Source organism: Caballeronia sordidicola, from assembly GCF_000729995.1.
GTDB classification, from domain to species: domain Bacteria; phylum Pseudomonadota; class Gammaproteobacteria; order Burkholderiales; family Burkholderiaceae; genus Caballeronia; species Caballeronia sordidicola_A.
In genome coordinates this window covers 34,213-47,350 of sequence record NZ_JNFG01000201.1, presented here as the reverse complement: position 1 = coordinate 47,350, position 13,138 = coordinate 34,213, and the positions used below count along the sequence as shown (strand labels likewise).

The 13,138-nt window shown below is 59.0% G+C and carries 8 protein-coding genes; all 8 read right to left on the bottom strand.

The features are described 5' to 3' along the window. Nucleotides 1-8: 8 nt before the first annotated feature. The 8 genes from FH08_RS0138965 to FH08_RS0138930 all read right to left on the bottom strand — a co-directional run bounded on the left by FH08_RS0138965 (nucleotide 9) and on the right by FH08_RS0138930 (nucleotide 12,971). On the bottom strand, nucleotides 9-1,580 hold the full coding sequence (locus FH08_RS0138965) for a hypothetical protein (RefSeq protein ID WP_152603033.1): 1,572 nt from the start codon (nucleotides 1,578-1,580) through the stop codon (nucleotides 9-11). Between the two features lie 74 nt (nucleotides 1,581-1,654). Continuing rightward, complete coding sequence (locus FH08_RS0138960; RefSeq protein WP_051888879.1) at nucleotides 1,655-2,827, bottom strand: hypothetical protein; 1,173 nt, start codon at nucleotides 2,825-2,827, stop codon at nucleotides 1,655-1,657. Between the two features lie 80 nt (nucleotides 2,828-2,907). Then, entirely contained in the window at nucleotides 2,908-3,561 is a 654-nt protein-coding gene (tssJ, locus tag FH08_RS0138955) for a type VI secretion system lipoprotein TssJ (RefSeq protein WP_235210646.1), read from the bottom strand. A gap of 21 nt (nucleotides 3,562-3,582) precedes the next feature. Next, the gene (gene tssG, locus FH08_RS0138950) at nucleotides 3,583-4,551 is read right to left on the bottom strand and encodes a type VI secretion system baseplate subunit TssG (RefSeq protein WP_200878863.1); all 969 of its coding nucleotides are present in this window, start codon (nucleotides 4,549-4,551) and stop codon (nucleotides 3,583-3,585) included. Nucleotides 4,552-4,625: 74 nt separating this feature from the next. Beyond that, complete coding sequence (gene tssF, locus FH08_RS0138945; protein WP_031363529.1) at nucleotides 4,626-6,428, bottom strand: type VI secretion system baseplate subunit TssF; 1,803 nt, start codon at nucleotides 6,426-6,428, stop codon at nucleotides 4,626-4,628. A gap of 17 nt (nucleotides 6,429-6,445) precedes the next feature. Then, nucleotides 6,446-8,053, bottom strand: coding sequence for a type VI secretion system protein TssA (tssA, locus tag FH08_RS0138940; protein WP_031363528.1), 1,608 nt, complete (start codon nucleotides 8,051-8,053; stop codon nucleotides 6,446-6,448). Between the two features lie 61 nt (nucleotides 8,054-8,114). Beyond that, on the bottom strand, nucleotides 8,115-11,777 hold the full coding sequence (locus FH08_RS0138935) for an ImcF-related family protein (RefSeq protein ID WP_031363527.1): 3,663 nt from the start codon (nucleotides 11,775-11,777) through the stop codon (nucleotides 8,115-8,117). Continuing rightward, a complete protein-coding gene (locus FH08_RS0138930; protein ID WP_051888878.1) occupies nucleotides 11,778-12,971 on the bottom strand; it encodes a hypothetical protein in 1,194 nt (397 codons plus the stop codon). Nucleotides 12,972-13,138 lie beyond the last annotated feature (167 nt).

The following is a 13,138-nucleotide window of genomic DNA, read 5'->3' as shown; positions in this document are numbered from 1 at the left end:
TGGTCAGGTCAACAAGCTGTATGCTCGGGACTCGCCCCCAACGCAGACTCGATTTGTCCATCCACCTTACCTTGAGCATTTTCCAAGACCACGGGTATTGTCCAGGCCTTGACGTATTTCTTCAGGAAGTCACTGAAGAAAATCCGCGAGGTAGGGCCGTCATGATTCAAAATAGCGGCTTCATGGAGCAGTTCGGACAGATTGACCTCGCCCGCCTTCACACTGCCAATCAGACGCTCGAATTCCTCGATACCCATCACGAACACATTTGAAAGGGGGAGGCGGCGCGCAGCATTTTCATCGGGATAACCAAATTCTTCCGGCGGGAAAAGGCGCTGTAGCATTTCTCCACCGCCGACGAACAACTCACGACTGGTCACCACCAGTAGAAAATCGTACGGCTTTTGAAAGCGCTCACCAAGCCCTGCGCACTTTCTGACATGCTCGCCAACCTTCCAGCCTTGAGTGATTGCGTCACGTACGCGTTTGGTCTTCTGATAAGCGGCGATCGGGCTATCCTGCAAAAGCACGTCATCGGCGAACAGGCTCATCTTGGCCTCAACAAAGATATTGCAGTTGTCGCTTGCTATAACCGCCTCAACCGCAGCGGCATGCCCTCCTGCAATCGCCTTATATTCCGTCTCGCACAGCACGGGCAATCCGGATTCGACGACAAGTTCTGTCACGTATTCTTCGAATACGCGGCTGAACGAGAGCGTATATTCTCCACCGTAAAGTTCCGAAAGGCGAAGGTGGACAATTTCCTCTATGCCTCGTGCGAAAACGAGCCGATGCCAGCAATGAATCTTCCCGTCTCGCATTGTGACGAGCGGAAACCGCTTCACGTATGGGAATTCATAGAGTTCTGCTGTTCCACGAATTTTCTGCGCTGCATCCTTCTGCAACTCCTCTCGCAAGCTTGCAATGTCACGCGAAAAAATTTCATAGATACGGTCGACGCTCGCACCATACGTCTCGCGCATCGGCAGCATCCATTCACGTTCTATCGGCATCTCCCCCGAAAGAACCGCTGCATAAAGCGCAAAGGAAAGAACCATGAACACGTCAGGCTCCATCCCGAAGGCATCTCTGAATTGCCTACGTTCATTTCGGTCTTCGGGAATTCGCGCATATAACGCGGCCCACCGCATGAATCCCTGGCTTTCGAGGCGCTGAAACTCGACTTGCGCATGCATGATTTTGCGCAGCATGAGGAGAATGTTCGTCGGTGCAGCGTTGTCGCGGACCTTCTCAGGAAGGTCCCAAAGCTCCTGCCGGATGCGGTTCATCTCCTCCATCGGAATTGCTGCCCCGATACGCAAATTGACGCCGTTGTCTTGAAGCGCCCACTTTACGATGAGCAGCGTCAGCCAAGGTGCGCCTCTGATTTCCTCAAGTTTATTCGGCGGCGGGTTCCAGAGGATCAGTAAAGCTGCATCGATGATCGATGACGCGCTGTACTTTCGCAAACGGTTCCTAATCGTCCGATACGCCTCCTCGATGCCAACCTTCGGCATAGGCATTTGCTTCGCCATTCGATAAGCAAAAGGCAATTCCCCTGAAGATGAAGATATTTTCATTTTGTGTTTGAAAGGCCTGACAATCCGGTGAAGTTTTTAGAGTTACCACGTTACCACTGCTCGCGGGAACAACACTACAGGAGGCAGTCCGAGCCAAGACGATCAGCGCGCACCAGCACCGGCATCACGAGGATCAACTTGCGCCGAGCCGCGGCGGGTCCATGCGCCTGCATGCGAAAGTGACCGCGCCGCCAGTGCGCCCGCGTTTCTCGATCGCTGCCCTCGCTGCTGCCGCTTGGCTCTGACCGCTCGGGGAGCGCGGCTGGGCCGACGACGTAGCGGTCGTAGAGGCTTTCTCTCGCTACATGCTGCTCAAGACGTTTGCGTTTGCCCAAGGCGGCGGGCTTGCGTGGAGCCGTGCTATAGGGGCGCTCGTGAATAACGGGGGAAACGTCCAGCGAGAGATAAAGCAGAACTTTGACTACGTAGTCGAGAACGCGCTGCCAGGAGGCCAAGGCCTCGCCCTCAAGACTGTAACGCTCACACACGTGGGACAAAGCCTTTTCAACTGATCCGCTATCGGCGCCAGCATAGAGACTTAAGGATTGCACGTGAAGCTTCGGATAGGGATCGTCCTCGTGCGGCCAGACACAAAACGTGAGCCAGCGCGCATGCTCCTCCCAACCGCATGGAGCGCAGTGCTCGAACACCATCACGGCTTTAAAACCATTGGGGTGGTCGCGCAGCGCAGGCTCCGGAACGATACAAATGGCAGGTGCAGGCAAGCGCAGCAGCGACAACGGGACGTCGCTGGCGATATCGCTTACTTCAAGCAGACGATGCAGCGCGGCGGTCGGCTCGTACAACGCTCCGCGTCTAAGCCAGAAGGCCTGACTGAAAGCGCTTCGGGTGTAGATGTCCGCGAATTCATGTTCGGCTTCATCCGGTGGTGGTTCGCCCAGACAATGTCTAACGAGTTCGCACAGATGGCGGCTCAGGTCCATGACCTCACCGCGCGGATCGGCCAGTGCTGCCGAGAATTTCGCACCCTCGCGGCCTGCCAGACGCCGCACGGCAGTCCAGGCATCGATGGCGCCGGATGCCCGATAGCGCACCGGAATCGGCAGCAGATCGAAGTGGTGCTCCATCGCTTGTATGGAGGTAATCATCGATTCTCTAATCGCCATGCCGATCGGCGAAAAATTCCGCTCGAACTCTTTAGCGGTCAATCGGCGACGCACCGGCATATCAGAGCGGGTATCGAGCGCAATGGGGCTCGCGCTGCCAATTACAAATTTTCTTGTCATGATCACTCAGAGAGAGGATGAGTCACGCGCAATAGGAAGAGGAGCACGCTGAACGCTGCTTCGCGACGTGCCAGCGTAGGTCACCCAGGCTGCAACCAGTCGTCTTTTAACGCGGTGCCTTTCGCACTCGGCTTCGTGGCTTTGGGCGTATCTGGCTGCGTAGCACCTGGCTGTGACGTGTATCGCTTCACCGCATTCGCGTTTGTTCCTGCCAATTGCAGCGTGTTATCCCGCACTTCGACCTTCACGGGATCGGTCGCCTTCCACTGCTTTTTCGGAATCAGCAATCGCCACGTTGACTCGCGGCCCTCGTCCCGAAAGAACGCGACGATAGCGACGAACCGCGCTTGCTCATCCATCGGTTCGCTGAGGCTGGCGCTCGCATTGGGTCGAAGCACGACGTCCGTTGTGCCGAGCAGATCGGGCTTCAGTGCATCCAGATCATTGCCTTGCAACTGCGCATACCCCAGTTGCTCAAACGCCTGCGGCGTCTTCAGTTGGTAGACCCGTAGCACCGTCGACAGCGATCGTCCGGCGCCGCTTGTATTCAACGATGACCGGCTCATGAGGTCGAGGTTCATCGTTTTGATCTGGGTGGTGAACGCCCACTTCGCTGCGTCCACTGTCCCGGTTTTCACCGACTGAGCGATGCCGCAGCCTGCGATAGTAAGGATGGCACACACCGCGGCGGCGAGTCGTGTTTGATGGATCAGCCGGATCATCATGGGATTCATGCTTGGGTTCCATATTTTTATTTAGTGTGTCGAGTAAGTTTTCGCGGTGCGACCGTCCCATGTGCCAAGTTGCACGCGGGTGATGGCGCCTGTCGCATAGGGCCGTTCAGCTTGCGCGAGCTGGGTCGTGTAACCCAGGCTCATCTGGTCCGATGAAAGCTCGGCTTTTGGCATTAGGTCGGGCGCAACATGCATCTCCAAATGCGCGTTCGATTCGTAGCCGAGGTAGAAGCGCAGCAGTGCCATGATCTCGGCATGTACCTCACGACCGGGCGTGAGGCCCAACACCGATTCAGGTGTCGTTGGTGTAATCACTACGCGCGCGCAATTGCCTCGATCGTAGAAGCCGCGTCCCAATACGCAGTTCTCACCAAGCGCCGTTGGTTCAAACTGGTTTAACTGAATCCATACTGGATGAAACTCGGTGACCGTGATGGTCGCATCCGGCACGGCATGTTGAAGCACACCTGCCAGACCTTCAGCCGTGCGTGTGCGCTGGCTGGCCAGCCCAAGCATCGACAGAATCTTGCGTGTGCCAACGGTCTGCTCAATGCCCGCGCGGCCGATGCCTAATCCAACGAGGCTGACGAGGCAGCGCGAGACGTCATCGGTGCCACCTTTCTTGAACCCCGCCGGAAACCGATACTTGCGCCACGTCCGATAAAACTGCGTGGCAATTCGGTGATGGAACAAGTCCAGAAACGCCGACAACGATTCAGCGCCATCACGATTCTGTGCGACCTCATCGATGAAATACGATGGCATACGCGCATCGACACCGTACAACCCGAGGAAGGTCGTGCGGACCGATGGCGGCTTCGATGCATCGTCGTAGTCGTACTCGACTGCATCGATTTCCCGATTCGGAAACCCCAGCCGAGCGCGCGAGCGAAAGCGCACCGGCTCATTGGTCGGCGAGTCGGTTGAGCCGATCGGCGCACGATTGGGCGCCGATAACTCCATCAATTCGCAAAAGCGCATGAAGTTCATCTGCGTCGCGTGGCTGAATAACTCAGGGAGCAGCAAGGCTTGCTCAAGCACCGGAAACTCGCGACGAGGCGCGTTCAAAACGGCGCTCCTTCTGCTTTGTTATCGGGCCACGTTATCCGGCGCCCGCTCGGTAACGAGACGACGACCAGTTTCGTATAGACGTTCACCGTTGCGTACAGCGCAAGGAAGCGGTTGAGCATCTCGCCGAACATCGCGAGATCGCCATCGCCTGCAAACTTGTCGCTGTTGAGCGTGACCTCAATCTCCACACCGCGCAGCAAGCCGCCTTTGACAAGCTTTTGCAATGGTCGATGTTTGACATCGGTGATCGCTTCGATACGCCGCCGGTTCAGCTCGCCGTCAGTCCAGTCGTAGAGCGCAAGACTGCCGCGCAGGATCTCCGCATCGAGCAGCGACAGATAGTTCGGCGCCAGATGCGAGAGCACACGCCAATGAAAACGGTCGCCGGTGGGTGGATACACCGGCAAGGTCGGCGCGCTCAGATTGCGCACCGATGCGACGTTCGTAAAGCCCGCGCGCGTGCGGTTAATGCCGGCTTCGCGCAGGCCCTTGCGCGGCAACATGCCGTTCGTGCCAGTCACCGACAGAGACAGCGTTTCCTCGGGTAGCGTGGTCTCGCTTTCCCACGCGTGGCCGCCCAGCACAACCCAGGTATCGAAGCGTCCTGATGGACCGCGTCGGGTGCGGGTATGGAAGTAGCGCTCGGGCATCTCATGGCGCAACATGCCGCCGCGATGCCGGAACGACGCAAACGGCGCGTACTCGAAGCGTGAGCCGTTCGAGGTTTCAAAGCCGACCACCGAGTCAACTGAGTACGGTTCAACAAAGTCCCCGCTCGCCTTGAGCGCATTCACCCGGTACTCGGTTTCGAACTGCGAGACCGTGAGCGGATCGGCCTGAATCTTGAACAGGTTGATGATCGGCGTGCAAAAGAGCCGCACGTTCTCGGCGGTGAAGCGCATGTCGTCGGGATAGGGTTGAGCGAGCACGATCTCGACGTCAAAGTAAGGCGCCGCTTGTGGAATCGATGGCATGTCCAGACCCACCAGATCCACGAACATGAATTTCTCAGGGAACGTGAAGTATTCGAGCAGCAATTGATAGCCACCGAACGCATTATCGGCCTTGGGCCAAAGGCGTTCGTCGGCCTTGAATCCTGCCGCCTCGATGTGCAAGCCCTGCATGGTTTGCGGCATTCCCGGCCGATCTTCGGGATAACCCGGAATGCGAACGTGGACCGCGAGCGGTGCCGCAGTGAGCGCGGTGTAGAGACTCAACGCGACGGGCCGATCCGCATTCAGATACATGCGTAATCGCGGCACCTGCATCTGCGCGCGCGGTATCTGGGGCTGCAATTTCAGCCTGAGCTTGATGACCGAGCGGCCGTCTTCGCGCGCGTAAGCATTCGCCTCAGTCAGCCTCAGGGGGTACAGGTCGACCGCCTGTGTGGTCCGATAGACGCATTCAACCTTGGCGTCATCGACGGCGATCGGATCGGCCAGTACTTCAAGGCCTGCGGCGAGCACGTCGTGGCTTTGCAGCGAACCGTCCGTGGGCGTGATTTCGAGTATCGACAGCGATGGAATCATCCGAAGATAGTGCGGCCAGAGCATGCTGACGAGACCTTCGGTGAGCTCGGGCAGTTCATCGTCGAGCTTCTGGCGTAGGCGGCCGACGAGAAACGCAAAACCTTCGAACAAGCGTTCGACGTGCGGATCGCGTTCCCCGACACGATCGATGTTGAGCATGCGCGCGCGCTCGGGAAACGCTTGAGCGAATTCCTTTCCGGCATCGCGCAGATAGCGCATTTCGGCTTCGTAGTAGCGCAGGACTTCGTTGTGTTTGGGTGTATTCACGGTAGCTTTTTATTCGTTTAATCCAGCGCAACGGCGCGGGCAGCGTCGATTGCAGTCAGCTCGCCGATGAGCGTATCGATGCGTAGTGCGAGCGCCGGCTTGTCGGCGTCCTTGCGCGTCATGCGCACTTTGAGCAGGCGCATCAGGTGCTGCTTGGCTTCGAACGCGAGGGTCGGTTCCCATATCGGCAATGCAAAACGGCGTGTAGATGTATCGAGCGTGGCGAGCAGATGCATTGCCGTGTCCGGACGCTCTGCGCGCTCGGCGATGCGAGCCATCACCATTTGCCGCACGAACCGGTCGCGCTCACCGTCTTGAGCAGGCAGGCTTTGCAGCCAGAGAAATGCGGAGTCGAGTCCCTGTTGCGTGGCGAGCTCCTGCGCTTTGGTTTCGATTTCCGCCCAGTCGGTATTTGCCGATTGCGCTGCCGCTGAGCTCGGCATTTCTCCGCGATCGAGATCACGGGTGCCTGCGTATCGTGCGATCCATTCGAGGGTGGAATCATCGGCAAATGGCGTGCCGTCGGAAAACGACAGAAGATGAAACCCCGGCAGGCGTTCGAGCATCAACGCGCAATCGGTGGCGGCCAGGTCTCGCACTGGCGCGAAGTCGCCGCCTGCCTGCGCTTGGGCGACGAACGCGTAATACTGAAGGTCGAGCCAGAAGTGATTCGCGCCCTCAGCGAAGGCAAGTTCTACTTTGTCCAGCAGTTCGAGCCATTGTTTTTGCGCCAAGAGCCGCTTGAGCTGGACACGAAGTTCCGAGCGCGGCGGTACAAGGCGCGTGCGACTGTCCGGATCGCATGGCGGCACTTCGGTGAGCGTGTCCCAGCGGATGCAGCGCATTAATCGGTAAGCCGGGAAATAACCCTGCGGCTGCTCGCGCAGAAACGATGCCATCTGGCGTGCGCGGTCGAGCAGGTCGCGGCTTGATGAAACCCCGGTCTCCGACTGCAGTGACGTGGCCGTACTTCCCGAAGGCGGCGCCACGAGCGAGGGATGATCCGTGGCCTTCGGTGACTCCACCCGGCCTTCGAAGCGCCGATACAACGCGCTCAATTGCGGGCGCGCATCGTCGGGCCACGAGGCGGTGCTTTCGGTGATCAACGCGAGCGCGGAAAGCGCGCGTTCCAGCACGTCGCCAGTTAGCCCTTGCACGCGATCGAGTCGGTCAGCGAAGGTTGCACCTGCGAGCCATTCAAGCGCGGTTTTGCGCGTTTCCACACGCGCCGGCAACAGGTCGGTGCCGAAGCGATCGATCAGCGCCGACAGCAGCTCGAAGCCCGATGCAACCCCCTCGGCGCCGTCGCGGCGCATGCGGCCGTACAGGTAATAAACAGCAACGCGTACGTCCTTGGCGCAGTGTTTGAGCAGGCGCTCGGCGGTATTGATGATCAGGGTGTCGTCCACGTCCGAGAGCTTCGCCACTTGTTCCTTGATGGCGAGAAAACCATCGTCGTAGCCAGGGTCTTCGCCCACTTGCGCGGCGAGCGTAGCGACATCGCCCGGGTGCAATTCGATGATCGGTTGCAACCATACATCCCAGTTGACCTGGGTCGAGCGCGCGAGGTCCGATGGGGCGCGCGTACCGAACAGCGCGTTGAGGAGCTTGGAAAAGTTGATCATGTGCTATGGGCTCGATTTGACAGGGCCGTGAGCGCACGCGCCGACGTTGTGGAGTGCTTCATTACGTTTGATCCGGCAACGGCGTGGCGGCGAGTTTCGCGGCTTCACGAGCGGCTTTGGGCAACGGTGGCGGGTTCGCGCTTCTGTCGGTGCTTGCGGCACGCGGCTTATCGATAAACATGCGGTTCGGCAAAACAAACCCCTTCAGCGCGAGCAGTTCGAGCGGACCTTTGCCCACGTCCGTGCGCATCAGGTAGCTCAACGGATAGGTCAGGCTTGCGGGCGCTGCGGTCAACGGTTGCTGTGTGACGAGGCTGTCAAGTGCCAGGTTCTCGGTCGATGCGCTCGGCTCCCGCGCTGAACTGTTCCAGTCGTCGCTGGCTCGATGCGATGGCTTTTGCGCAATCGGTGAAGGCGATGAAGCGGCGGCCGGTGACGCGACTACGGCCACGTGCGTCATTCTCGTATCCGGCGCTGCCTGCCACGTAAGCTGAAACGTTGCGCTATCGATGGGTTCGACCTTCGCGCGCTCCAGCATGCGCACGAGTGCCCAACGGCCGCCGAATTCGAAGTTCTTGCTCGTACCCGCCGTTTCGGTCTGCCATTGCAGACGCGTGCCGGCAACTTGTTGATCGTTCGAAGGCCACATCAGGCCCTGCCAGGTTTCGCGCTGGTTGTAGTAGTGCAGCTTCTGTGCATCGATGGTGAGAAGCGTGTCAGTAATGCCCGGTGTTGGAACAGGTTTGAAGTCGAAGCGATACTGCGGCTCGCCCTGCGCCATCAAGTGTCCCGCGACGCGTTGCAGTGTGTTCACGGCTTTGAGGAACGCCGGGTCGAACTGCAATGCGCCACCACGTGAGTTGACCTCGACCCATTGGTCGCCCTGCAATTCGAGCACGCCCGCCAGTTGCGATGTGAGAAACGACGCGATCAAGCCACCTTGCGGCCTGAGAAATCGCGCGAGTTCGGGAATCGATGCGTCGTTATCGGTGTTGTCGAACGGATAACGGCCGGCGAATGACTTGTTCCAGGCCGTGACAATGGATTGATGCCACACATCGTTGAGGCTTGCTTGCGCGGGTTGAAGGACGATCTGCGTGGCCTGTGCGACGGGGCGCACGAACAGTGCGTCGCCCATGCCGGACCATTGCGCGCCGAGGCTAGCCGCGATGAGTTGCGCGTACGCTTGCGTGTCCGCCAGTTCCGAGCCTCTGCCCTGGAAGAGCGCTTGAGCGAGCTGGCGCGCTTGAACATCGGAATCGGCACCGTTGCTGATTTGCTGGAGTTTCAAGCGCAGCGCGGTGACGCGTTCGAGGTAGCGTTGCAGGCTGACATCGCTGGCGACAGGGGTCTTCGCTGTTGCCGATTCGCTGACCTGTCCAACGAGCCTGAGCACCGGGTCAAACGCTGCTGAAAGCGGGCCCGATGCATTTGCGACTGCAACGGCTGCCGCGTCATCCTTCTTGCCAAAGATGTTCTGCGCCTTGGCCACCAGCGTGTCCGATAACGATGCCTGACGCATACCTGCCGTGCCCTGATAGTCGAGCGACTTCATCAAGGCAATCACGGGCGATTGACGCGCATCGGCGAGCAGCTTCATCTGTTCGATGGCAGCGGGAATGTTGGGCGCGGCCTGCCATTGCAGCGCGTTCATGAACGATTGCCAGTGCTCGGCGTAGTCGTTGAAGTACTGCGTGGTGAGGGCCAGTTCGAGAGCGTCGGTGGACGATGCTAATGGCGCTTGCGTGGCATCGGCCGAGTCCGTCGAAGTGTCATTCGCCAGCACCCAGTCGCGGGTCACGTCGCGGCTTTTAGCGGCTTCGACAATCGCTGCCGCGACGTATCCTTCGTAAGCCTGCCGCGTGTAGACACCGGGTACGCTTACGCTGGTTCGAATCAGCCCGCGCGTATCGGTGCCTGCTGTGAGCGATGCGAGCGTCTGGTCCGGGTACTTGTTGCCCACGCCCGCCAGCACGCTTTGATAAACGGTGTCTTCCGAATTGCGCACACCGATTACCGATAGCAGCGTCTGACGCGATACGTTCACGAGTTCCGGTCGCGGCTGGATGCGCCATGCGTCGTGGGCCTTCAGGTGTTGCGCATAGAAGCCCGCCAGTCGTTCAGAGATATCGAGCTTCGCACCGACGGAAACGTTTGCGTTCGTACTCCAGTAATGCGTGAGTTGGGGCGTGATGAAGCCTGCATCGACACGGCTTGGATCGGCGAGCATCAGGTATGTTTTAAGCGCCTTGTGGCCGTCTTGAGCGGCGGCGTTGGCGTGGTCATCGAGGGCATCGGTGGGCATCTGGCTCATATCCACGAGCGTGGCTTCGAGGTTCTGCTGGATCGGGGTCACCAGGACCGCCTTACTGGCATCGGAGTAGGACGGCCAAAGCGCGGCAAGGATCGAAGCGTCCTGATTCAAGCCAAAGCGCGACCATAATGGCGGCTGATGCGCGACGCGTTCCTCGTAACGGCCTATCTGTTGTTGCAGTGCGAGCAAGGCTTGCAGGCGAGCGGCCGGGTCAGATGCTGTCTTGAGGGTTTGAGCCGTATTGCGCGCTTGAACGAGATCGCGTCCGTTCGTCATGCCCGATATCAGCATGCCCGCGGTCCACAACCCGAGCACGCTCAGCGCGATGGTTGAGAACACGGTCACCGGATGCCAGCCCATGCGTCTGCCTCGCGCTTTGCGGGCGATGGTAGCGAGGTGCGTCCACAGCGGCAGATCGGCGCTGGTTAGCGCGTTGGGATCGACGACCGCATTCGCATCGGACGGCACCGGCAACGGAGCGAAGAACGCGGCGCTAACGGACTGATGTCGCGTCTTGCGATTTGCCAACGATGCAATCAACGCCGCGAGTGGAGCGCTGCGGGTATCAAGTCGCTGCGATAGCTTTGCGCCGTACCGGTCTTTGTCGTTTCGAATCAACTGCCCGATGGCTGTATGTCCGATTCGACTACGCAGCGCAAGCAAGGTTGATTCGATCGCGCGCTCGTTGGCGTCGGGCAGAAAGTCACAACCGATCACCGCTGTGCGACCGTTGTTGAAGGCATCCGTTTTAGCGGCATCTAGCACATAGACGGGCGCGGACCAATGCAGAACGTTGGCAATACGAGTTAGACCGATGCTGTGGGCGTTCGTACCGCCGCGTTGCGAAATCGGTTTGGTTTCACCGTCCAACGTCAGAATGACTGCATCAACGGGGCGACGACGGCGGAGCCCGTACAGGCGTCGCAACCAATCATCGTCGTTTCCACCGTCCGAACCCGGCTTGTCCCAGAGCAGCACCGCGTCATCTGTCGCAAGCCACCCGTTTTCAGCCAGTTCGGGCATCAAGCGCCGAATCGTCTGCGCCTCGCCAGTCAAGAGCAGCCAGGGCTGGCGATAGCGCCAAAAAAAGCCATGCGTCGCGCGAAGCGTTGATCGCAATCCTTCTGTTGACCTTTCGAGTCCGCGTTCCCGGGCAGATCCGGCCCCTTGACCGTTATTTGCCGCTTTCCAACGTGCCAGCTGATACTCACCGGCTTTGTACCGCGAAACCAATGCCCATATCGCCATTACAATTCCGGCAGCGCCCATCCCGGCCACAGCGCGATAGGCGAACGGTGGAATGGCTGGCGACTCGATCACGCCCAGTTGTCGACATACCCAGATAATCACGCTCGCCAACAGCGCGAGCAGCAGGATCAACAACGCGTCGAACAAAAATTTTCGGTCCATTTATAAGCTTTTGTGTAAGGTCGGGCGATCGGTCGGTCGGACCACGCTAATCGATGCATGCCGTCCATCGTGGGTGGCAACCAGTTGCGGGCCGCCGAATGCGTCTGCATATTCGCAAGCACAAGCCAGAGCGAACCAGTCGGCCGCCGCGCCGGCATGCCCTAACATGCGATCGAGATTGTGTGCACCGGGCGGCTGCCGCTCTGTCGTCGAAGGGAGTCCTACGGATTTGGTTGCACTCAACAGTGCTCGCTGACCTACCATGTCAAAACCCGTGTGCCACAAATGGCCCACCGTATCGGACTCTGCAGCACCCCAAGTTAGTGCGAATTTGAGCGTCTCGGCTAAGGTAGCAATGGTCCCCTCGCGGGGCCTGAATATGCGCGCTTTGGATTGCAGTCCGTTGCGTCGAGCCAAGTCTTCAGGAATTGTCAGCAGCGCGACGCCAGCCTCCGCGCAGCCTTTGGGAGGGGATTTTGATACGAGACGATGCAACTGGATAACCACGAGTAAAGTCGCATGATCGCGCTCGGGTCCCGGTCCTTGGTCAAGCCATCTGTCGAGCGACATCAGACCGGGAGGAACAGGTTCATGGATGACGGCTACGTCGCGCAGATCAGCGACTTTCCACGCTAGCTGAAACCGCTTCTCGATATCGTCCGCAATCAACGGAGCTGCAACATGTAGTTTGACCGTAAGAGGGATTCGTCCAGGCAATGTTTGAATCGCGCTTGTGACGGCATCAAGTAATTTCTTCAAGACATTGTCGAGCGCTTTCAGTTGACGGGTCGCATCGTAGGTGGTCGCGCGTTCTGTCACGGCGCACGCGGGCGCGTCAAACCATCGCGCTTCGACAGCAGCCGATCGATCCGGCGTCGGTTGCGCCACAAGCAGCAGATCTCCGCTTACGAGGTTGGAAACGTCATTCTTCTCGTCGTCCAAAGAAAAGCGATAACTTCCTGCCAGCAATGCGATGGCGCGGCTTTCCGATTGAAAGGCCTTCTGCACGTCCACGTCGCGTGCCCGGTTCCAAGCGTCTGCGTCGCGCTGCGCGCCGGCGCGCAAAAGCAAGGGAATCACGACCACCACCGCCGATGCGATTGCCGGGATTCCAATGACTGTTGTCCAAAACAACGCTGTCGCGGTTGGCAAGTTCTTGGGCCAAAGCAATAGCATCAAGACAACCCCCAGCATGCAGGATGTCAAGAATACGACGCTCCATCGGAGCAACGAGGGCGGTGCAGACAGCGCCGCAGCGGGCGGCGCAAGCGAATCTATATCAAGGGCCATAAAAACCGGAAATCGTATGGTGTGGGACCGTCGCTGGTCGGGTAGCTACGTTTGCTTTGCGACGCTCGCCG

What these genes read in the sequence shown, in the direction of transcription:
- tssA (WP_031363528.1), bottom strand. Translation starts at nt 8,053, where the DNA reads ATGATCAACTTTTCCAAGCTCCTCAACGCGCTGTTCGGTACGCGCGCC.
- FH08_RS0138960 (WP_051888879.1), bottom strand. Translation starts at nt 2,827, where the DNA reads ATGACAAGAAAATTTGTAATTGGCAGCGCGAGCCCCATTGCGCTCGAT.
- FH08_RS0138930 (WP_051888878.1), bottom strand. Translation starts at nt 12,971, where the DNA reads ATGCTGGGGGTTGTCTTGATGCTATTGCTTTGGCCCAAGAACTTGCCA.
- FH08_RS0138965 (WP_152603033.1), bottom strand. Translation starts at nt 1,580, where the DNA reads ATGAAAATATCTTCATCTTCAGGGGAATTGCCTTTTGCTTATCGAATG.
- FH08_RS0138935 (WP_031363527.1), bottom strand. Translation starts at nt 11,777, where the DNA reads ATGGACCGAAAATTTTTGTTCGACGCGTTGTTGATCCTGCTGCTCGCG.
- tssJ (WP_235210646.1), bottom strand. Translation starts at nt 3,561, where the DNA reads ATGAATCCCATGATGATCCGGCTGATCCATCAAACACGACTCGCCGCC.
- tssG (WP_200878863.1), bottom strand. Translation starts at nt 4,551, where the DNA reads ATGAACTTCATGCGCTTTTGCGAATTGATGGAGTTATCGGCGCCCAAT.